Here is a 19,089-nt window from a genome sequence, read left to right on the forward strand (position 1 = left end):
CGGTACCGAACAGTTCTTCACCCGATTCCGGCGTGATCTAGCCGACAAGCCCGCACGACTCGTTCGCCTTCATCGCCTGGTCGAGCCCGGGCACCTTGCCGGTCTCGACGGCGGGCACGTGCGACACCAGGTCGATCCCGCTCACGGTGAGCGCCGCTTGGGCATAGCGGGCACCACCTTTCGGCAGCAGGGCGAGGTTCTCGGTCACCTGCCCGCGCAGCTTCCGGTAGAAGGCCAGTTCACCGGAGGCGAGCGCGTTGGCCTCCTGTGCGGGTGCGGCGGCCTGCGGAAGTTTCTCGAGTCCGCCGATCGCGGCGGCCAGCGCGGTGTCCAGCTTCTTCAGCGAAGCCTCCGCCTTCGGCACGTCGGCCTCGGTCTTGATGTCGTAGCCCTTGGCCAGGCTGTACACGATCAGCCGCATCTCCTTGACCGCGCCGCAGTACCCTCCTGCCCAGGAGACCAGCGCCGGATCCGGGCCCGCCGGAGACGGCGACGGTGACGGTGACGGCGGCGCCGATGCCGGGGCCGGAGTGGGTTCGGGCGAGGTCGGCCCGCAGCCCGCGAGCAGGCAGCAGACGGCGAGGGCCGCGGTCACTCGAAAGCGCGCCGCCGGGTGGCTCATCATCCGGCCGAGGGTAAAGCTGTCCGACGGGACCGGTCCCGACGAGAGGACGAGATGAGCCAGTCACTGCCACAGCGGATGTACCTGCTCGGCTACGACAGCGAAAAGAACCGGCTCGACCCCACCAGTGCCCTGGTGCGGGGCGCGCTCCTGCGCGCGGCCGCGGTGGCCGAGCTGATCATCGGCGGTCTCCTCACCGATCATGGCGGGAAGGCCGAACGCACCGCCGCGGCCGGCCTCACCCCGCAGGACCCGTTCCTGGCCGGGGTGCTGGCGGACGCTCCCGGCGAGAAGCCGCGCCGGTGGTTCACCGTCGTCGACCGCGAATGGCACAAGGCGGAGGACACCGTCCGCGACCAACTCGCCGCGTCCGGCGTGCTCTTCGTCGAGAAACGCCGGGCGATGGGCATCTTCACGGTTCGCGACATCACCTTGCTGGACCCGCAGCGAACGCGGGAGCTACGCGAGCGGGTCCGGAACGTGGTGCTGAGCGGCCAGGACCCCGCCACCGTCGCGATCGAAGACGCGGTCCTGGCCATGCTGTCCGCCGAGGGCGACGTCTACACGGTCTTCGGTCCCAAGGAGAAACGCGCGAACAAGAGCGCGGTCAAGGCGCTCGCAGAGCACGTCGACACCGTCCTCCCCGGACTGCGGAAGGCCGCGCAGTACTCGATCGCCGCACGCCGGGCGGCCGTCAGCGGCTAGCGCGTGCCTCCTCTTCCCTGTCGACGACCTTGGTGAGGAAATGCTGCTGCCCCAGCGTCCACACGTTGGTGGCCAGGAAGTACAGCAGCACCCCGATCGGCACCGGGAAGAACGCGCCCGAGACCAGCATCCCGAGCGGGGCCAGGTACATCATCAGCTTGACGATCCCGGCGGCCTCCGGGGCGGTCGCGGTCTGCCGGGTGAGGCCCGAGCGCATCGAGAAGAACGTGGCCAGGCTCGCGATCAGCATCAACGGCACGCCGACCGCGATCATGTGGACGTGGTCCGTGCCGAACGCGGCCAGCTCCGCCGCCGGTTGCGAAAGCCAGTTGCCGAGCTTCGCGCCGAACAGATCCGCGTTCAGGAAGGACTCCACCCCGGCGCGGTCGAAGACGTGGTTCGACGCGGCGCCCGGGGTGAAATCGCGCAGGACCCAGTACAGCGACAGGAACACCGGAAGCTGGATCAGTGCCGGGAGGCAGCCGCCCAGCGGGCTGGATCCGTTGTCGGCGTGCAGTTTTTGGATCTCCTTCGCCATCCGCTGGCGATCCTTGCCGTACTTCTCTTTGATCTTCCGCATCTGCGGGGCCAAAGCCTGCGTGCGACGACCGGCGCGCAGCGCGCCGAGTGCCGGTTTGACCAGCACGAGACGCAGGGTGAAGACGAGGAACACGATGGACAGCACCCAGGCGACGCCCGAGTCGGGACTCGAAACGGCGCCGAAAACCTTGTGCCAGAACCAGAGAATGGCGGAAACGGGGTACAGGAAGACATCGAACATGACCGGGTCACTCCGTCGTTTGAAGGTGCGGGGGCAGGAGTGACTGCCTCACCTTCGAACGAGGAGAAGTCAGGCAGTCACGATGCCCCGTGACGGAGCCCGTGGCCGGACGCGGCCGCGCGCGTCGGGATCGCGCAGGCTCAGGTACAACTGCGCGCGTTCGCGCAGGCTGATGGCTCGCACCCGCATCGCGGCGGCCGACGGTTCCAGGCGGAAGTGCGCCGCGAGCGCGAGCAGGATGACGGCGAGGGACGCTGTCAGGGCGGCGGCCAGCCCGAGCGGGTTGGCGACCGCCACCGACGCCGTCAGGGCGGTGACCAGGCTCAGCGGGTTGACCCCGCCGACGACCGGGAGCACGACGAACAACTCGGGCAGGAACAGCGCAAGCATCAGCTTGAGCCGCACGCCGAAGTAGGTTCGCTCCACGTCACCGACCTTACCGGAGATATTGCGTTGCGTGATCACCTTCGGCGAAGGCAGTCTGTCGGAATGGGGCATGTGGAGGTCGCGCACGTCGAGTACTACCTGCCCGACGGACGGCTGCTGCTCGGCGACGTCTCGTTCCGGGTCGGCGAGGGCAACGTCTGCGCGCTCGTCGGCGCCAACGGGGCGGGCAAGACGACCTTGCTGAGACTGATCTCGGGCGAACTCGAACCCGACGGCGGCTCGGTGACCATCAGCGGCGGGCTCGGGGTGATGCCCCAGTTCGTCGGTTCGGTGCGCGACGAGCGAACGGTGCGGGACCTGCTCGTCTCGGTCTCGCCGGACTCGCTCCGCAACGCCGCCCGCGCCGTCGACGAGGCCGAACTCGCGATGATGGAACGCGACGACGAAGCGGCCCAGATGGCCTACGCCCAGGCGCTCGGCGACTGGGGTGACGCTCGCGGCTACGAAGCCGAGGTCATGTGGGACAAGTGCACGACCGCGGCGCTCAACCTGCCGTACGAGAAGGCGCGCTGGCGGGAGGTGCGCACCCTGTCCGGCGGCGAACAGAAGCGGCTGGTCCTGGAGGCGTTGCTGCTCGGCGGTTCCGGGGTCCTTCTGCTCGACGAACCGGACAACTATCTCGACGTCCCCGGCAAACTCTGGCTCGAACAACGGTTGCGTGAGACCCAGAAGACCGTCCTCTTCGTTTCGCACGACCGGGAACTGCTGGCGCGGGCGGCGAAGAAGATCATCAGCGTCGAGCCGGGGCCGGCGGGCGGCGACGTCTGGGTGCACGGCGGCGGCTTCGACACCTACCACCAGGCACGCACGGAGCGGTTCGAACGCTTCGAGGAGCTCCGCCGTCGTTGGGACGAAAAGCACGCGCAGCTCAAGAAACTCGTCGCCGACATGCGTCAGTACGCCGCGCGCAGCGACGAGATGGCCTCGCGCTACCACGCGGCCCAGACCCGGCTGCGCAAGTTCGAGGAGGCGGGCGCCCCCGCCGCTCCCCCGCGCGAACAGAAGATCACCATGCGCCTGCGCGGCGGGCGGACCGGCGTCCGGGCCGTCACCTGCGAAGGACTCGAACTCACCGGCCTGATGAAACCCTTCGACCTGGAGATCTTCTACGGCGAACGGGTCGCCGTGCTCGGCTCCAACGGCTCCGGCAAATCGCATTTCCTGCGGCTGCTGGCCGGCGAGGACGTCGCGCACGAAGGACTGTGGAAACTCGGCGCCCGGGTCGTCCCCGGCCACTTCGCGCAGACGCACGCGCATCCCGAACTGCTCGGACGGACGCTCGTCGACATCCTCTGGACCGAGCACGCGCGGAGCCGCGGACCGGCGATGAACATCCTGCGCCGCTACGAACTGGACGGGCAGGGCGACCAGCGGTTCGAGAAGCTGTCCGGAGGCCAGCAGGCACGGTTCCAGATCCTGCTGCTGGAGATCGGCGGAGCCACCATCCTGCTGCTGGACGAGCCGACCGACAACCTCGACCTCGCCTCGGCGGAGGCGTTGCAGCAGGCACTCGAGGCGTACGAGGGCACCACGGTGTCGGTGACGCACGACCGATGGTTCGCGCGCTCGTTCGACCGGTTCCTCGTGTTCGGCACCGACGGGCGGGTGCGGGAGACCCCGGAACCGGTGTGGGACGAGCGGCCGGTGCAACGGGCGCGGTGAGCGTTGGGGTCAAGCGGGTCGTGAGTGGCGTTTCGGGTTGGAGCGGACCGGTATTGCCCATCCAGAACTCGAAACGCCACTCACGACCCACCACCGTTCAGCGCCCTGGTCAGTCTGATGTACGTGAAGGTCCCCTTCATTGCGCCTAGCGCCAGGGTCTCGGCAAAGTCGGCTATCCCGCACGTGTCAGGTTTCGAGGGTTTCCAGCGGGCTGGTTGTCGCATTGCGGGGGTGCGACTGTCCGCAAGGGACTGCGGGGTGGGTCCTGATGCCCGATTCGAGTGCTTTGCGCGGTTTCACGTGGGGGTCGTGAGTGATAAGGAGCGTTAGAACGACTCTTACCACTCACGACCTCGACTTTCGCGACACGGCCCTGGGCAGTCGTGAGAGGCGTGGGCCGACCCGCGTCCCTTCACGCCCCCGCTTCCTCGCGCCGGATTCCCACTGCCGGGTAAGGAAAGGCGACACGCCGACCGGCGGCGCCATCGGTACCGCGCGGGTGTGATTCAATGCCGCCGCACCGCGTACCGACACTCGAGTGCCCGCATCGTCCCAAGGCTGGAGAACTCGTGAGGGCCGCCGCAATCCCCTTCGCCATCGCGGCCCTGTGCTGCGCGGCGTTCCTGGTGAGCTTCCTTCGCGACCGGCGAAGGCTGCGGAACGGCTTCTACCTCTTCTTCGCGCTCCTGTTCCTCGGCATCACCCTCATCGCGCTCCTCGCCTCGGTGTCACCCGAAGCGGCGGGCTTCGTCGCGGTGGGCGTAATCCTGCTGATCATCCCGACGGTCCTCGCGTTGACGGTCTTCCTGATCTGCAACGGGATCACCATGCTCCGCCGCGAAGGCCGCAGGCTGGCCAACGTGCTGTCACTGCTGACAGGGATCGGCATCTGCGCGTTGGTCGTGTTCAACGCGACGGTCACGCAACTGGCTTGGGAGCCGCTCGACATCCTCCGCGGCAGCCTCAACGGGATCGTCGTCTACGTTTCGTTCCTCTTCGTCTGTTTCCTCCTGTACTCGATCGTCTACGGCCGCATCCGCACCGAGAAAGGCGTGGACTTCGTGGTGGTGCTGGGATCGGGACTGCAGGACGGCCACCGGGTACCGCCGCTGCTGGGGAGCCGCCTCAACCGGGCCAAACGCGTCGTGGACTCCGAGGCCCGCCGCAGGCGGGAGCCGATGGTGGTCACCTCGGGCGGGCAAGGGCCCGACGAGGACCTGCCGGAATCCCACGCCATGGCCGAATACCTGGTCGAGGCCGGGTTGCCGCGGGAGCGGATTCTGCTGGAGGACCAGTCGCGGACGACGTTCGAGAACCTCACCTTCAGCGCCGAAATCATGCGGGCGAGCAAGGCGGGCTACCGGTGCACGGTGGTCACGAACAACTTCCACGTGCTCCGCGCCGCCCTCATCGCGCGCCGCGCCAAGGTGAACGGCCAGGTCATCGGGGCGCCGACGGCCTGGTACTTCTGGCCGAGCGCCACCATCCGCGAATTCGTGGCCATCCTCGTGGATCACAAGATCAAGAATCTGGTCATCTGCGGGCTCATCGTGCTTTCACAGGTGTCACGCGCCTTCTACTGAGGCCGGAGAACTGATACCCCGGAACGAATTCACGTCACCGCCGCCCGGAGCGCCGTGACAAATCCCGGGTCTTCCTTTGACAACACCCATTTCACCGGGCCATCGTCCTGCGCATGAGCGCTTACACCCGCCAGGCGATGGCGCTGCTGTTCGACCGGACGGCGAAGACCTACGACGCACTCGGCGTCGACTTCTTCAGCGCCTTCGCCCGGGAACTGCTCGACCGTGCCGGGCTCGTCCCCGGCGAGCGGGTGCTGGACGTCGGCTGCGGACGGGGCGCGGTGCTGTTCCCCGCGGCCGGGCGGGTCGGCGCGGGCGGATCGGTGCTGGGTATCGACCTCTCCTCGGCGATGATCGAGCGCACCGCGAAGGACATCGCAGACCGCGACCTCGCCAACGCCTCGGTTTCCCTTATGGACGCCCAAGAACCGACGCTCGACGACGCCGCCTTCGACGTGGTCCTCGCGTCGTTCGTGGTGTTCTTCCTGCCGGATCCCGTTGCCGGCCTGCGATCGTGGCATCGCCTGCTCGCACCGGGCGGCCGGCTGGGCGTGACCACGTTCGGCGCCGACGATCCCCGGTGGGCGGCCGTGCGCGAGGTGTTCAAGCCGTTCGTGCCGCCGGAACTCGCGTGGACCATGGCCGTCCGGGCGGGTTTGTTCGCCACCGTCGAGAGCTTCGGCCAGGCCGTGGAGTCGGCGGGCTTCACCGGGGTCACGTCCGTGGAACGCGTCTATCCGGTGAAGTTCGCCGACCCCGGGCACTGGATCACCTGGTCCTGGTCGCACGGCCAGCGGATGTTCTGGGAGCTGATCCCGGAAGACCGCCTCGACGCCGTTCGCCAGGCCGTGCTCGCCGAGCTCGAACCGCTGCGCGAGCCCGACGGGAGCGTGGTGCTGGCGCAGACCGTGCGCTACACCACCGCCCACCGCGGTTGACGGTTCACAAAGCGAGCCTCGGCCAGGACGCCGTATCGCGCGACAACTGCCTGTCGTGCGTGGCGATCACCACCGCGGCCGGGGTGGCCCCGAGCGCGGCGGTCAGCTCGTCGACGAGCGTGGCGGACAGGTGGTTGGTCGGCTCGTCCAGCAGCACCACGTGCGGACGGCGGGCCAGCACGAGTGCCAGGTCCAGCCGCCGCCGGGCACCGACGGACAGTTCGGCGACCGGCCGGTGCCGGTCGTATCCGGCGAGCAGGCCCAGCTCACCCAGCCCCGGCCCCGGGACGCCGGCCCTGGCGAGCTGCTCGTCGTACAGCTCCATCGCCGTACGCCTGCCCGGTAGCTCGGACTCCTGCCCCAGCCGCCCGATCCGCGCAGACCGGGAGCGGGTGACCGTGCCCGACCCCGGCTCCAGGTCCCCGGCCAGCACGGCCAGGAGCGTCGACTTGCCCGCGCCGTTGGGACCGGTGACCACCAGCCGGTCGCCGCTTTCCAGCACCAGGTCGACCGGACGCGCGAGCCGCCCGGCCACCGTCACCCCGGCGGCGCCGAGCAGGATCGCGCCACGACGCGACGGCAGCTCGGGCATGGCGAACCTGGCCGGTGGCGGCGGGATCGCCACCACGTGCTCGGCCAGCTCCTCCTGCCGCCGGTGCACCGCCCGGACCAGTCCCGGCGCCCGGGTGGCGCGGACATGCCTGCCGGTGCCCTTGGGCGGCCGCCAGTTGTCGCGCAGCCGGTTCCGCGCCGCGGACAGGTCGTCGGCCAGCCGTTGCCGCTCGGCGATCTGTTCGGCGTGCGAAGCCTCCCAGCGAGCGCGTTCGGCCCGACGAGCCTCGACGTAGGCAGCGTAGCCACCGCCATAGACCCGCGGCCGGTCGTCGCTCGACGGATCGAGGTCGATCACCGTGGTGGCCACGTCCGCGAGCAACGCCCGGTCGTGGGTGACCAGGACGACCACCCCCGGGTACGCGCGCAAACGCTCGGTGAGGTGATCGAGCCCGGCGGCGTCGAGGTGGTTCGTCGGCTCGTCGAGCAGCAGCACGGGATGCCCGGCTCCGAGCAGGCAGGCCAGCCGCACCCGGTGGCGCTGCCCGACCGACAGCGTCCCTAGTGGACGGTCACGGTCGTCGACGGCGTTCAAGGCGGCCAGCGACATCTCGACCCGCCTGTCGGCGTCCCACGCGTCGAGGGACTCGGCCTCCGCGAGAGCGGCGGCGAAGACGTCGTCCGCGCCGGGACGGCCATCGCCGAGCGCGCCGGTGGCGGCCTCCAGGCGGGCCAGCGCGGCGCGGACGGTCGCCAGTTCGAGGTCGATCAGCGCGCCGACGGTGTCCGTCGCGCCGAGCGGGATCTGCTGGTCGGCGACACCGGCCGAACCCGCGCGGTGCACCTCGCCGCGGTCGGCGGGCAGGTCACCGGCGAGGACCCGGAGGAGCGTGGTCTTGCCGCGGCCGTTCTCCCCGACGATGGCGACCCGCTCACCGGCGGCGGCGACGAGGTCGACCCCGGAAAGCACGGGCCGTCCCCCGAAGGAGAGGTGGACACCGGACAGGCGGACGTGCGCGGCGCGCGAAGGCGCGCGAGAAAGAGGGGATGACATGAAGGAACTGCCTCCAGCGAAAGTGATGAGCAGGAAGAACGAACTCCGGTACCGCGGCTCGCGGTACCGGTGGAGGCGTCGTTCCTCAGAGGAACAGCAGTTGCTGCATCACGATCACGAGGGTAGGGCAGGTGCGGAGACCCGCGCATCCGGTTTTCGGCGGGCACGTGAGGAGATCCACACCTTCGCACCAACCCCGGAGCCGCCGGTCACCCCGCGGGCACCCGCTTCCACCAGCGACGACACGCCGGTCTTAGCCCGCGAGCGCGGCTTCAAACCCCCACTTTCCGGGGTCACCCACAGGAACACCACGACGGTTGCCGTGATCACCGGCCCGGCTGACGGTGGGCTCCTCAGCAAGATCTTTCGAGAGGAGCAGGACCGATGGCGAAGACCATGCAGCCGCAGGAACTCATCGACAGTGCCGTGGTCGATCCGACGGGCAACAAGCTCGGAAAGGTCGGCAACGTCTACCTGGCCGACGCGACGCATCAGCCGGAGTGGATCACGGTCAAAACGGGCCTGTTCGGCACCAAGGAGAGCTTCGTCCCGCTCTCGGGCGCGCATGCCGACAAGGACGGCGTGCACGTCCGCGTCGACAAGGAGGCCGTCTCCGACGCGCCCCGTATCGACGCCGACGGCCACTTGTCCGTGGAGGAGAGCGCGCAGCTGTACAAGCACTACGGGCTGCCGATGCCGCGGACGTCGCCGGACGGCCGGATGGACGACAAGGCGCAGGGCCGGGGCCGTCCCGGCATGGACACCGCGGGCGCCGGGAAGGGTGCCATGGGCGGCACCGGTCGCGGCAAGTCCGGGATGGACGCGGACGCCGGGAAGAAGAACCGGGACGCCGAGCACACCATGACGCGCTCCGAGGAGCGGCTGAACGTCGGCACCGAGCAGGTCGAGACCGGCCACGTCCGGCTGCGCAAGTACGTCGTCACCGAGGAGCAGCAGATCACCGTTCCGGTCAGCCACGAAGAGGTGCGCATCGAACGGGAACCGATCACGAACGCGCGCGGCGAGCGCGCGGAGATCTCCGAGGACGAGCAGGAAGTCATCCTGCACGCCGAGAAACCGGTGGTGACCAAGGAAACCGTTCCGGTCGAGCGGGCAAGGCTCAAGACCGAGACGGTCACCGAGGAGCAGACGGTGTCGGGCAAGGTCCGCAAGGAGCAGTTCGAGGTCACGGACGACGACGGCAAGCACCGCAAGTCCTGATCCCGGAACAGGGGTGGTCCGCGAAACCGGGCCACCCCTGGGGATTCAGCCCTGGGGATTCAGCGCAGACGCCGGGCGCGGGCGGCCGCGACGACGAAACCCGTCGCCACCGCCCCCGCGATCGCGCAGCCGATGCCGAACGGCAGCGCGGGTTCGCGTACCCGCAAGACCGAGACGCACAGCCACGCCGTCGCGCCGAACAGCAGGCCGAGTACCGGTCCGGCGACGAGCGCGCCCCGCCAGCGATGGCCGTTGCGGAGTGTCCGCAGCCCGGATTCCAGGTACGCCAAGGCGAACAGCGCCAGGATGAGGCTGCCCGCGCCGAGCGCGCTCGCGAGCGGATGCTGGTGGGTGCGCAAGGTGAACGTCTCGGTGACGCCGTCGGCCGTCGCCGTCGCGGTGACGGCACCACCGACGATCCACCGGGTCAGCCCGGGGAACTGGAGATCGGCGCTGTAGTAGCCGCCTTCGGCCTTCGGTGTCGCCGTGGCGGAACCGAGTGGGATGCCCGCGGCCGTCAGGTCGAGGCTCACCTGCCCCGGTGTCCCCTTGCCTGTCAGCGTGAACGTCTTGCTGAGGTCCACTTCCGGCGACGACGAAACGACAACGAGGTCGACAGCCAGGAGCGACGACTCGTGGGTCTGCCGTTCCGGGTTGAGGAGCGCGAGCACCACGAGCGCGAGGGCCGCGGCCGCCGCGGCGAGCCGGAACCAGAGCACCGGACTCGACCGCCCGGCGGGCGGGGGCTCGGGCTCGAACGCCGCCCGGGTCGCGGACAGGGTCGGGTCCTGGACGGGACGGCGGACCGGTCTCGTCGGGCCGTCCCCCGCCGGAACCGGCACGGCGACCGGTGTGCTGAGCGCGGAAAGCACCCGCGGGGTGAGGTGACGGACGGGCACCCGGGAACGTTCCAGCCAGCCCGGACCGTAGACGGCGGTGGCTGCCGAGGCGAGGTCCGCCGCGAAGGTTTCCGCGTCGCGGTAGCGGGAGTCCGGTTCGCGCGCGAGGCCGCGCATGACGACCGCGGCGATCGGCGCGGGCACGCCCTCGATCGGGCGCGGGTCGGTGAACATGTGCTGGCGCATCATGCTGATCGCGCCCCGGGTGTTGTCGAACGGCAGTTTCCCGGACAGCAGTTCGTAGAGCACCGTTCCCGCCGAGTAGACGTCGGCGGCCGGGCTCAGCGCGTTGCCCATCGCCTGCTCCGGCGCGATGTAGGCGGGCGTGCCGAGGACCTCGCCGCCGTGGGTGACCAGGGTGGCGCCCTCGCTGATCACCTTCGCGATGCCGAAGTCGGCCACCTTCATCACGCCTTGCGTGGTGAAGAGCAGGTTCTTCGGCTTGACGTCCAGATGCAGCACGCCCGCTTCGTGCGCGGCGTGGAGTCCGGCGAGCGTCGCCAGCCCGATCGCGCAGGCCTGCTCCGCGCCGACTCCCCCGGCCTGGAACCGGCTGTGCACCGTGCCGCCGTCGAGGCGTTCCATCACCATCAAATGCTCGCGGCCGGTGCGCACGTAGTCGTAGACGGGCACGATGTGCGGGTGGTCGAGACTGGCCAGAACCCGGGCTTCGCGGTCGAACAGCTCGCTGCTGACGGCGTGGTTCAGCACGTCCCACGGCAGCTGTTTGATGGCGACGTCGCGGCGCAGTGAACGGTGGACGCCGGCGAAGACGACCCCCATCCCGCCCTGGCCGATCGCGGCCCCGATCTCGTACTGCGGCAGCGCGGCGACGACCTCGGCGGGTGCGCTCATCGGTTGAATTCCTTGGTGCCGTCGGGAAAGCGGACCGTTTCGTCGTCGTCGGCGGGCGCCGGTGCCGGATGCGGCGTCAGGTAGCCGAGCAGGAACGCGATGACGGCGGCGCCGAGGACCACCGGGATCTCGATCGCCGGCTCCGGCGCTACGAGCCGCAGCACGGACAGCGTGACGACCGCGACGAGCCCGGTGCCGAATCCGGCGGGCAGGAAGCGCAGACCGCGGCGCCAGCGGTTGGCGGGCAGGCGATGGCGGGCGAGCGCGAGCAGGGCGGTCAGCCACGCCAGCACGGTGAGCACCAGCATCGCGAGGCCGAAGGCACCGTAAACCGACCAGAACGATCCGCGGATGTCGGCGACCGTCTCGGCCTCGCCGAGGGTGCCGCGCTGGGCGTCGAGCAGTTCGACCGTCGAGGGGAGCAGCCCGATCGCCTGGCCGGAGAGGTCGGCCATGTCCAGCACGAAGGTCCTGGTGACCCGGCTGTGCGCGGGGACCTCGAACGGGGCCGTGGTGTCGTAGGCGAAGAACGTCAGGGCGAGCGCGACGCCGGACACCCGCACGCTGCGGACCTTGACCGCCGTCCCGCCACTGTTGGTCGCGGTGACGGTGAGCTCGATCTGCTTGGCCGGATCGACGGTGACCGTGGCGTTGGTGATCGGCCGGTCGTCGAGGGTGACCGCCAGTTCGAGCCTGCCGCCGTCCGTCCCGCCGCCACTGTCCGCTGTGGCCGGTGGTGAGCCCAGGAGGACCACGCACAGACCCAACGCAACCCCTGCCGCGATGACACGTCCCATTTTGCGTATCCCCTGTTTGCGTTATCCGACTGGTCCGGAATGCTACAGCGAGTACTTACCGGAGAGGGACGTCCCAATGCGTATCGTGGTTCGCCTGATATTCGGCACCGTGACCGGGTTGTTGTTCCTGCTTTCCCTGGTGGGAGCGGGAAACGCGCAACAGTCTCCTTATCAGTCGACAGTTGGTTTGAAACCTTCGAGCGGTCCCGCCGGGAGTTCTTTTACCATTTCCTGGACTTTCTCCCCGTGCAAAGGACCGATTTCTTTCACGTGGTCCGGAGCGGCCATCACCTCGGTCAGCGCGCCCAGTGGACAGGTGGGTGCGACGGTTCCGGGCAACGCGACACCGGGTGGCTACACCGTCACGGGCAACTGCACGAACGCGCGGACCGGCGGACCGCTGACCGGCAGCGCGGCCTTCCGCGTGACCGGGACCGTGACCACCGCGCCGCCGACGACGAAGGTGCCGCCGACCACGAAGCCGACCGTCCCGGTGACCACCCCGACCAGGCCGGGGACCACCACCACGCCGACCACCCCGGTCACCACGACGACCCCGCCCACCACCACGACCACGACGCCGCCGTCCACAACGGACACTCCCCCGCCGCCGACGGACGCCCCCTCGTCGAGCAGCACCCCGCCGGGGCCGAACGACCTCGTTCTCGACCGGCCGAGTGTGCAGCCCGGCGACAAACTGTCCGCGACCGGCAAGGGCTGCCTGCCGGGCGAGGCCGTCACCCTGACGTCGAACGGCGACCGCGTCGGCAACGCCTACGCCGACGGCACCGGGGCCTTCACCGCGGCCGTCGAGTTCACCCGGATCGAGGCGGGCAGGCACACCGTCGTCGCGGACTGCGGCGTGCGGTTGACCGGCGCCGTCGACCAGGTCGTGACCAGTTCGTCCGGTGGCCAGAGCAGCACCCTGGTGGTGCTGGTGTTCTTCGTGCTGGCCGGGATCACCGTCCTGCGCTTCCCCTGAGGTCAGCGCGGAAGCTTCACCACGGTGACGAAGAAGTTGTCGATCTGCCGCACCACGTCGATGAACCGGTCGAAGTCGACCGGTTTGGTGACGTAGGCGTTGGCGTGCAGGTCATAGCTGCGGAGGATGTCCTCTTCGGCTTCGGACGTGGTGAGCACGACGACGGGGATGCTGCGCAGCTCCGAGGACGCCTTGACCTCGCTGAGCACCTCGCGGCCGTCTTTGCGGGGCAGGTTCAGGTCGAGCAGGATCAGCCCCGGGCGCTCCGCGTCCTCGTACGGCGCTTCACGGCGCAGGAACTGCAAGGCCTGCTCGCCGTCGGAGACGACCGAAAGGGTGTTGCGGATCTTGTGGTGCTCGAACGCCTCCTGCGTCATGAGGACGTCGCCGGGGTCGTCCTCGACGAGCAGGATGTGGATCGGTTCCATGGACTCGGTCATGCTTGTCCGTTTCCTTCGCTGGGGCTCTGGTCTGCGGGGAGGGTGAAGCAGAAGCGGGTTCCGGCCGTGACGGTGGTGTCCAGCCAGATCCTCCCGCCGTGGTGTTCGACGATCTTGCGGCTCAGCGCCAGGCCGATCCCGGTGCCGGGATAGTCACCGCGGCCGTGCAAGCGCTGGAAGATCACGAAGATCCGCTCGGCGTACTCGTCACTGATGCCGATTCCGTTGTCGGTGACGGAGAATCGCCAGTCCGTGCCGTCGAGTTCCGCGGCGACGTCGATCTCCGGCGGGTCCTCTCCCCGGAACTTGACGGCGTTGCCGACCAGGTTCTGCAGGACCGCCGTCAGGAGGGACTTCTCCCCCCGGACGACGGGAAGTTCGGCACGGGTGATCCGGGCGCCGGACTCGGTGATGGCGTCTTCGAGATTGCCGAGCGCGGCGTCCAGCAGGCTCTCGGACTCCAGCAGGACACTCTCGCCCGGACGGCGCCCGACCCGGGAGAACGCGAGCAGATCGTTGATCAGCGCTTGCATCCGCTTCGCGCCGTCGACCGCGAATCCGATGTACTGGTCACCGCGTTCGTCCAGTTTCCCCTGGTACCGCTTCTGGAGCAGCTGGCAGAAGCTGGCCACCTTGCGCAGCGGCTCCTGCAGGTCGTGCGAGGCGACGTAGGCGAACTGCTCCAGATCCGAGTTCGACCGCTCCAGCTCACGGGTCCGGACGGCGATCGTTTCCTGCGCGCGCTCCAGATGGGTGACCTCGGCGAGGATCCGCGAACGCAGCGATTCCACATCGGACGCCAGTTCGCGCATCTCCTTGGGCCCCGAACCGCGGACCTCGCGGTGGATGTCGGCCGTGGCGACGTCGCGCACCTCTCCGGCCAGCTGGCGGATCGGGCTGATCAGCTTGCGGTGCAGGAGGACGAACACCAGTGCCAGTGCCGCGCACAACAGGACCGCGATGACGATGAGCATCACACGCAGCACGTCGGCCGCGGACGACAGGTCGTTCCGCGCGTCCAGCCGTTCCGCTTCCAGACGGCTCTGCAATCCGTTCAGGGCACCGCGCACCTCGTCGAACAGGGGCTTGCTCGCCTCCACCTGCGCTCCGGTGGCGGGCGCGCCGGCGAGCACCGGCTCGATGACCGTCCGGCGCCACGTCGAAGCGGCCTGCAGCACCTGGTCCAGGTCGTCGCCGATGGTCGTGCCCGGAACGGCGCCGAGCCGCCGCAGTTCGGCGACCGCGGTGTCCTGCGCCTTGAGTCCGTCACGGTAGGGCTCGAGGAACTCGGCGCGCCCGGCCAGGATGTAGCCGCGGACGCCGGTCTCCTGGTTCAGCATCGCCGTCGAAAGGGCGGTGGACTGCAAGACCTGCGGACCGGTCACGTCCAGCAGCCGGGCACGCGACTCGGTGAGGTTGACCAGCGCCGCCGACCCCGCCACGATCGCGCCACCGATCAGCAGCGAAGCGATCACCCCGGACAGCACCGCCCAGCGCCTGATCGACCAGACGCCGTCGGGCGAATCGCGCTTCATCGGGACTCCTCGGCGTCGAACGTGAGCAAGGCCAGCGCGACGTCGTCGTCCAGCGGTCCGCCGTGCAGGATGTCCATCTCGCTGATCAGGTGGTCCAGCGCTCGGTCCGAACCGCCCGCGGCGTCGAGGCTGCTCAGCGCGGCCTCGGCCATCCGTTCGAGCCCGACCCGTTCCCCGCTGCCCTCGACGCGGCCTTCGAACAGGCCGTCGGTGTACAGCAGCAGTGACCATCGCGGCCCCATCGGCACCGTCAGCTCCCGCCATCCGGTGCCCGGCGCGACGCCCAGCGGGGGGCCGAGCGCTTCCCTGGACAGCAGCCTGCCGCCCGAATCGTCGACCAGCAGCGGTTGCGGATGCCCGGCCAGCGTCATGCGCAGGGACCGTCGGTCCGGGGCGACCGTGATCATGCAGACAGTGGCGAACAGCGGTCCCAGCGCCTCGTGCTGCAGCATCTTTTCCACCATGGCCAGCGTTTCCGCCATGGGCAGCCCGGCGAGCACGACCGAACGCCACGCGATCCGCAACGCGACGCCGAGCGCCGCCTCGTCCGGACCGTGCCCGCACACGTCCCCGATGACCAGCTGCAGGGTGCCGTCGGGGAGTTCGACGGCGTCGTAGAAGTCGCCGCCCAGCAGTGCCCCGTTCCGGCCGGGCCGGTACCGCACCGCGAGACCGAGCCGGGGGTCGGTCACCAGCGGCGTCGGCAGCAGGCCGCGTTCGAGGCGCGCGTTCTCCCTGGCCAAGAGCTGATGCTGCAGCAGTTGCTGCTCGATGCGTTCGGCACGGCTGCGTTCCCACGAGTAGCGCAGGGTCCGCGCCAGCAGTTGCCCGTCGACGTGCTGCTTGACCAGGTAATCCTGCGCGCCGGCGCCCAGCGCGGACACGCCGAGCGCCTCGTCCTCGCGGCCGGTCAGCACGATCACCGCCGTCGACGGCGCGTGCTGACGCAGCCGGGTCAGGCCGGTGAGCCCGGTCGCGTCCGGCAGCTGGAGATCCAGGAGCACGCAGTCGGCCGTGATCGGCTGGGCGAGGACCTGTTCGAGTGTGGTCGCCCTGTCGAGCACCACCCGTTCGAGGCTCTCGGCCGCGTCGGCGAGCATCTCTTCGACCAGGAGCGCGTCGCCGTCGTCGTCCTCGACGAGCAGGACGTGCAAGCGGTCCAGCTGCGGCGAAGGTCTACGAGGTGGGGACTGCTCGCCGTGACGCACGGCGTTGGACACGGACAGCCACCTTTCCTCACCGGATTCCCGGCGCGCGAACAGAAGACGGCTGTCTTCTCAACCACGGGGAGCGTACCGGCCGTACCGGACGCGCCGCCGGTGCGGCACACCCGACACGCCAGCATCCGACACGGTCAGGGACCGCGTGGCGGACGAGGCGGCCGCATCGCCGCGAAGACCAGGACCAACGCGGCGAGGAAGAGCGCGGCGACCGCCAGGTCGATCAGGAAGCCGACGACGAGTCCGGTGATCATCGCTCACTCCTTCGCCGTCCGGGCGGTCTCGCGGCGGCGCGCGTACAGGCTGGTGAACGAAACCGCGACGAGGACGGCGATGATCACCCCGAGCGAGACCGGCGTCGGGACCTGCGGCACGGCGGGCCAGATCCCGTGTGCCCAGTGCAGGACCAGCTTGACGCCGATGAAGGCGAGGATGATCGCGAGGCCGTGGTTCAGGTGGACCAGCTTCGCCAGCGCCGAACGAAGCACGAAGTAGAGCGCGCGCAGGCCCAGCAGGGCGAAGGCGTTGGTGGCGAACACGAGGTACGGATCCTCGGTGATGCCGTAGACGGCGGGCACCGAGTCGACCGCGAACACCACGTCCGTGGCGAAGACCGCGACGACCACGACCGCCAGCGGGGTGAGCGCACGGCGCCCGTGTTCGCGCACGGTCAGCCGGGTGCCGCGGTAGTCGTCGGTGACCGGCATCAGCCTGCGCAGCAGGCGGACCGACCGCAACTGCGAGAGGTCCATCTCGCTCTCGTCCTTCGAGAGGGCTTCACGCAGGATCTTGATCGCCGACGCGAACAGGATCAGGCCGAAGACGAGGAACGCCCAGGTGCCCGCCGATAGCATCGCGGCCCCGGCCGCGATGAACACGCCGCGGAGCACCAGCGCGCCCACGATGCCGTACAGCAGCACACGCTGCTGGACCATCGGCGGGACCGCGAAGGCGGCGAGCAGCAGCATGAAGACGAACAGGTTGTCGACCGACAGGGACTTCTCGACCACGAAGCCGGTCATGAACTCGATCGCCTGGTCGCCACCGAACTCCAGCCACAGCCAGAACCCGAACACCACCGGGAGCGCGAGGTAGAAGACCGACCAGCCGGCGGCCTCCCGCATCGACACCTCGTGCGGACGGCGGGTGACGGCGAAGTCGGCGACGAGCAGTGCCAGCAGGACGGCGATGCTGATCGCCCACAACCCGGGCGATCCCACGGTTGCGACGGACTCGGGCATGAAGACTCCTCGAACTCGAAGTTCGAGGTCTCCTTCGCCCGGCGGGGCGGCCTCCCGGGGACACCAGCGGGGTGTCCGTACTGACCGGGCAGGCTCTTGGGAAGTACTCCCCTCGTCGGTTCAGTATGCCACTTGGTAAAGAGATGTTAAAGGCGGGGCGTTGCGACAGAGGTCGAGAATGGCCCCGACGTACGATCGCGGCGAGGGAGGGCCAGGATGTTCGGTTCGAAAAAGAGGAAGCTCAAACTCGACGATCTGATGGCGCAGCTCAGGCCCGACCTGAGCCGGGAATCGCTCGGCGTCGGGCCCGATTTCCCGGGCGTCGCCCCGAACCCGCTCCTGAGCGGTGCCGCACGGAAGCGCAACGCGGAACTGCGTACGGGGCCGCTGGCGCTGGGCGTTCTCGTCGACTGGCGGGAGGTCAGCAGCGACGGCAGTCCACGCGTGGTCCTGATGTTCGACGTGGAGACCGCCGGAGGCATCTCGTTCCGCGGTGTCGCGGACGAAGACCTCACGATCACCGAGCTCACCCGGCTCGCCCCAGGACAGAAACTGCCCGTGCGTTACCGGCCGGCCGTCATGGACCACTACGTCGCCCTCGCCCGGGACGCGGACCCCGCCCAGGTGCGGCAGCTCTTCGACGAGATCGCGAGCCGCAAGCGGACCTGACCCGAAGCCCCTACACCTAGGCCGGGCCGTCCCGCAGCACGCCGCGCACCGCGTCGACGGACAGGTCGTCCCACGGGAACTCGGCCATCCACCAGGTCGCGCCCGCTTTCACGTAGGGCGCGAGATCCGTGCCCGACGGCAGGCCGATCGCGAAGTCGTAAGGCGCCTTGTCGTCCTCACGCAACGCCGTGATCGTTTCGACCGCCTCGGCGAACTCGTCCGCGTCCGGCAGGTTCACCGGGAAGAACCCGTCGTACCGCGCGGCCCGGCGCATCGGTTTCACCTTGCCGGGAAAACCCGCCAGCCATACGGGGACCGGCCGCTCGGGTCGCGGCAGGAACGTGATGTCGTCGACCGTGTAGTGCTTTCCGTGATGCCTCACGGGTTCCCCGGACCAGGCCGCGGTGAGGATCTCGAGCGACTCGTCCAGCATCTCGCCGCGTGCGCGATCGTCCATTTCGTCACCGGTCTTCGAGAACTCTCCGCCGAACCGGTCGCTGCCGAGTCCCGCGCCGAGGATCAGCCTCCCGCCGCTCAACCGGTCCAAAGTGGCCGTCTCGCGGGCGAGCTTGACCGGGCGACGGCGCGCGAGCGGCGTGACCATCGGCCCGAAGACGAGGTTCTCGGTGGCGGACGCGACGGCGGCGAGCGTGATCCACGGGTCGGCGACCGCGCGCACCGGCTCCCGCCAGCGGATGTGGTCCCAGACGAACAGGCCGTGCCAGCCCGCTTCTTCGGCCTCGGCGGCGAGGCGCGCGACGATCACCGGGTCGGCCAGCTCGTCGAAGATCGGCAGCCAGAGTGCTGAGCGCAGATTCATTCTGCCGACCGTACGAGGGATGGGGCGACCGTGGGGAGTCTTTGGCGGCTTGACACGATCAAACGT

General features: G+C 69.4%; 18 protein-coding genes. 7 read left to right on the plus strand and 11 right to left on the minus strand.

What is annotated here, in order from left to right; translation table 11 throughout:
- Positions 1 to 37: 37 nt before the first annotated feature.
- Positions 38 to 625 carry a hypothetical protein gene (locus ACLJPX_RS37900; protein ID WP_410605111.1) on the minus strand — a complete coding sequence of 196 codons (588 nt, stop codon included), beginning with the start codon at positions 623 to 625 and terminating at the stop codon, positions 38 to 40.
- A gap of 51 nt (positions 626 to 676) precedes the next feature.
- On the opposite strand from ACLJPX_RS37900, the gene ACLJPX_RS37905 reads away from it, so the two are divergent.
- Positions 677 to 1,327: a GOLPH3/VPS74 family protein gene (locus tag ACLJPX_RS37905; RefSeq protein WP_410605112.1), complete on the plus strand. Its 651-nt coding sequence runs from the start codon at positions 677 to 679 to the stop codon at positions 1,325 to 1,327.
- On the opposite strand, the gene yidC is transcribed toward ACLJPX_RS37905, so the two are convergent.
- Both yidC and ACLJPX_RS37915 read right to left on the minus strand, forming a co-directional pair.
- Complete coding sequence (yidC, locus tag ACLJPX_RS37910) at positions 1,317 to 2,108, minus strand: membrane protein insertase YidC (RefSeq protein WP_410605113.1); 792 nt, start codon at positions 2,106 to 2,108, stop codon at positions 1,317 to 1,319. The two genes, ACLJPX_RS37905 and yidC, sit on opposite strands and share 11 nt — an antisense overlap.
- A gap of 69 nt (positions 2,109 to 2,177) precedes the next feature.
- Positions 2,178 to 2,534: a DUF6412 domain-containing protein gene (locus ACLJPX_RS37915; RefSeq protein ID WP_101613257.1), complete on the minus strand. Its 357-nt coding sequence runs from the start codon at positions 2,532 to 2,534 to the stop codon at positions 2,178 to 2,180.
- Between the two features lie 63 nt (positions 2,535 to 2,597).
- Here ACLJPX_RS37915 and ACLJPX_RS37920 point away from each other — a divergent pair, with 63 nt between their 5' ends.
- From ACLJPX_RS37920 to ACLJPX_RS37930, 3 genes are all read left to right on the plus strand, one after another.
- Positions 2,598 to 4,217: an ABC-F family ATP-binding cassette domain-containing protein gene (locus ACLJPX_RS37920; protein ID WP_410605114.1), complete on the plus strand. Its 1,620-nt coding sequence runs from the start codon at positions 2,598 to 2,600 to the stop codon at positions 4,215 to 4,217.
- Positions 4,218 to 4,786: 569 nt separating this feature from the next.
- The gene (locus ACLJPX_RS37925) at positions 4,787 to 5,800 is read left to right on the plus strand and encodes a YdcF family protein (RefSeq protein ID WP_410605115.1); all 1,014 of its coding nucleotides are present in this window, start codon (positions 4,787 to 4,789) and stop codon (positions 5,798 to 5,800) included.
- Positions 5,801 to 5,913: 113 nt separating this feature from the next.
- Positions 5,914 to 6,738, plus strand: a complete 825-nt coding sequence (locus tag ACLJPX_RS37930) for a class I SAM-dependent methyltransferase (RefSeq protein WP_410605116.1) — start codon at positions 5,914 to 5,916, stop codon at positions 6,736 to 6,738.
- A gap of 4 nt (positions 6,739 to 6,742) precedes the next feature.
- Here ACLJPX_RS37930 and ACLJPX_RS37935 read toward each other — a convergent pair whose 3' ends face one another.
- Positions 6,743 to 8,344, minus strand: a complete 1,602-nt coding sequence (locus tag ACLJPX_RS37935; RefSeq protein ID WP_410605117.1) for an ABC-F family ATP-binding cassette domain-containing protein — start codon at positions 8,342 to 8,344, stop codon at positions 6,743 to 6,745.
- A 384-nt stretch (positions 8,345 to 8,728) separates the two neighbouring features.
- Between ACLJPX_RS37935 and ACLJPX_RS37940 the strand changes: the two genes are divergently transcribed.
- Positions 8,729 to 9,565: a DUF2382 domain-containing protein gene (locus tag ACLJPX_RS37940; RefSeq protein WP_410605118.1), complete on the plus strand. Its 837-nt coding sequence runs from the start codon at positions 8,729 to 8,731 to the stop codon at positions 9,563 to 9,565.
- 59 nt (positions 9,566 to 9,624) lie between these two features.
- On the opposite strand, the gene ACLJPX_RS37945 is transcribed toward ACLJPX_RS37940, so the two are convergent.
- The gene (locus tag ACLJPX_RS37945) at positions 9,625 to 11,319 is read right to left on the minus strand and encodes a serine/threonine-protein kinase (RefSeq protein ID WP_410605119.1); all 1,695 of its coding nucleotides are present in this window, start codon (positions 11,317 to 11,319) and stop codon (positions 9,625 to 9,627) included.
- Positions 11,316 to 12,116: a hypothetical protein gene (locus ACLJPX_RS37950; RefSeq protein WP_410605120.1), complete on the minus strand. Its 801-nt coding sequence runs from the start codon at positions 12,114 to 12,116 to the stop codon at positions 11,316 to 11,318. Before ACLJPX_RS37950 ends, ACLJPX_RS37945 begins: the two co-directional genes overlap by 4 nt.
- 316 nt (positions 12,117 to 12,432) lie before the next feature.
- Here ACLJPX_RS37950 and ACLJPX_RS37955 point away from each other — a divergent pair, with 316 nt between their 5' ends.
- Entirely contained in the window at positions 12,433 to 13,098 is a 666-nt protein-coding gene (locus ACLJPX_RS37955) for a hypothetical protein (RefSeq protein ID WP_410605121.1), read from the plus strand.
- Positions 13,099 to 13,100: 2 nt separating this feature from the next.
- Here ACLJPX_RS37955 and ACLJPX_RS37960 read toward each other — a convergent pair whose 3' ends face one another.
- From ACLJPX_RS37960 to ACLJPX_RS37975, 4 genes are all read right to left on the minus strand, one after another.
- Entirely contained in the window at positions 13,101 to 13,538 is a 438-nt protein-coding gene (locus tag ACLJPX_RS37960; protein WP_101608537.1) for a response regulator, read from the minus strand.
- Entirely contained in the window at positions 13,535 to 15,073 is a 1,539-nt protein-coding gene (locus ACLJPX_RS37965; RefSeq protein ID WP_410605122.1) for a sensor histidine kinase, read from the minus strand. Before ACLJPX_RS37965 ends, ACLJPX_RS37960 begins: the two co-directional genes overlap by 4 nt.
- Positions 15,070 to 16,293, minus strand: a complete 1,224-nt coding sequence (locus ACLJPX_RS37970; protein ID WP_410605123.1) for a PP2C family protein-serine/threonine phosphatase — start codon at positions 16,291 to 16,293, stop codon at positions 15,070 to 15,072. The genes ACLJPX_RS37965 and ACLJPX_RS37970 overlap by 4 nt, the downstream gene beginning before the upstream one ends.
- Positions 16,294 to 16,550: 257 nt before the next feature.
- Complete coding sequence (locus ACLJPX_RS37975) at positions 16,551 to 17,534, minus strand: TerC/Alx family metal homeostasis membrane protein (RefSeq protein WP_410605124.1); 984 nt, start codon at positions 17,532 to 17,534, stop codon at positions 16,551 to 16,553.
- 216 nt (positions 17,535 to 17,750) lie between these two features.
- On the opposite strand from ACLJPX_RS37975, the gene ACLJPX_RS37980 reads away from it, so the two are divergent.
- Positions 17,751 to 18,203, plus strand: a complete 453-nt coding sequence (locus tag ACLJPX_RS37980; protein ID WP_410605125.1) for a hypothetical protein — start codon at positions 17,751 to 17,753, stop codon at positions 18,201 to 18,203.
- 16 nt (positions 18,204 to 18,219) lie between these two features.
- Here ACLJPX_RS37980 and ACLJPX_RS37985 read toward each other — a convergent pair whose 3' ends face one another.
- Entirely contained in the window at positions 18,220 to 19,023 is an 804-nt protein-coding gene (locus ACLJPX_RS37985; RefSeq protein ID WP_410605126.1) for an LLM class flavin-dependent oxidoreductase, read from the minus strand.
- Between the last annotated feature and the right edge of the window lie 66 nt (positions 19,024 to 19,089).

It is taken from the genome of Amycolatopsis sp. lyj-90 (genome assembly GCF_046549035.1).
Lineage (GTDB): Bacteria > Actinomycetota > Actinomycetes > Mycobacteriales > Pseudonocardiaceae > Amycolatopsis.

Coding starts and splice junctions, on each gene's coding strand:
- ACLJPX_RS37900 (WP_410605111.1), bottom strand. CDS start 625: ATGATGAGCCACCCGGCGGCGCGCTTTCGAGTGACCGCGGCCCTCGCC.
- ACLJPX_RS37905 (WP_410605112.1), top strand. CDS start 677: ATGAGCCAGTCACTGCCACAGCGGATGTACCTGCTCGGCTACGACAGC.
- yidC (WP_410605113.1), bottom strand. CDS start 2,108: ATGTTCGATGTCTTCCTGTACCCCGTTTCCGCCATTCTCTGGTTCTGG.
- ACLJPX_RS37920 (WP_410605114.1), top strand. CDS start 2,598: ATGGGGCATGTGGAGGTCGCGCACGTCGAGTACTACCTGCCCGACGGA.
- ACLJPX_RS37930 (WP_410605116.1), top strand. CDS start 5,914: ATGAGCGCTTACACCCGCCAGGCGATGGCGCTGCTGTTCGACCGGACG.
- ACLJPX_RS37935 (WP_410605117.1), bottom strand. CDS start 8,344: ATGTCATCCCCTCTTTCTCGCGCGCCTTCGCGCGCCGCGCACGTCCGC.
- ACLJPX_RS37940 (WP_410605118.1), top strand. CDS start 8,729: ATGGCGAAGACCATGCAGCCGCAGGAACTCATCGACAGTGCCGTGGTC.
- ACLJPX_RS37945 (WP_410605119.1), bottom strand. CDS start 11,319: ATGAGCGCACCCGCCGAGGTCGTCGCCGCGCTGCCGCAGTACGAGATC.
- ACLJPX_RS37950 (WP_410605120.1), bottom strand. CDS start 12,116: ATGGGACGTGTCATCGCGGCAGGGGTTGCGTTGGGTCTGTGCGTGGTC.
- ACLJPX_RS37960 (WP_101608537.1), bottom strand. CDS start 13,538: ATGACCGAGTCCATGGAACCGATCCACATCCTGCTCGTCGAGGACGAC.
- ACLJPX_RS37965 (WP_410605122.1), bottom strand. CDS start 15,073: ATGAAGCGCGATTCGCCCGACGGCGTCTGGTCGATCAGGCGCTGGGCG.
- ACLJPX_RS37975 (WP_410605124.1), bottom strand. CDS start 17,534: ATGCCCGAGTCCGTCGCAACCGTGGGATCGCCCGGGTTGTGGGCGATC.
- ACLJPX_RS37980 (WP_410605125.1), top strand. CDS start 17,751: ATGTTCGGTTCGAAAAAGAGGAAGCTCAAACTCGACGATCTGATGGCG.
- ACLJPX_RS37985 (WP_410605126.1), bottom strand. CDS start 19,023: ATGAATCTGCGCTCAGCACTCTGGCTGCCGATCTTCGACGAGCTGGCC.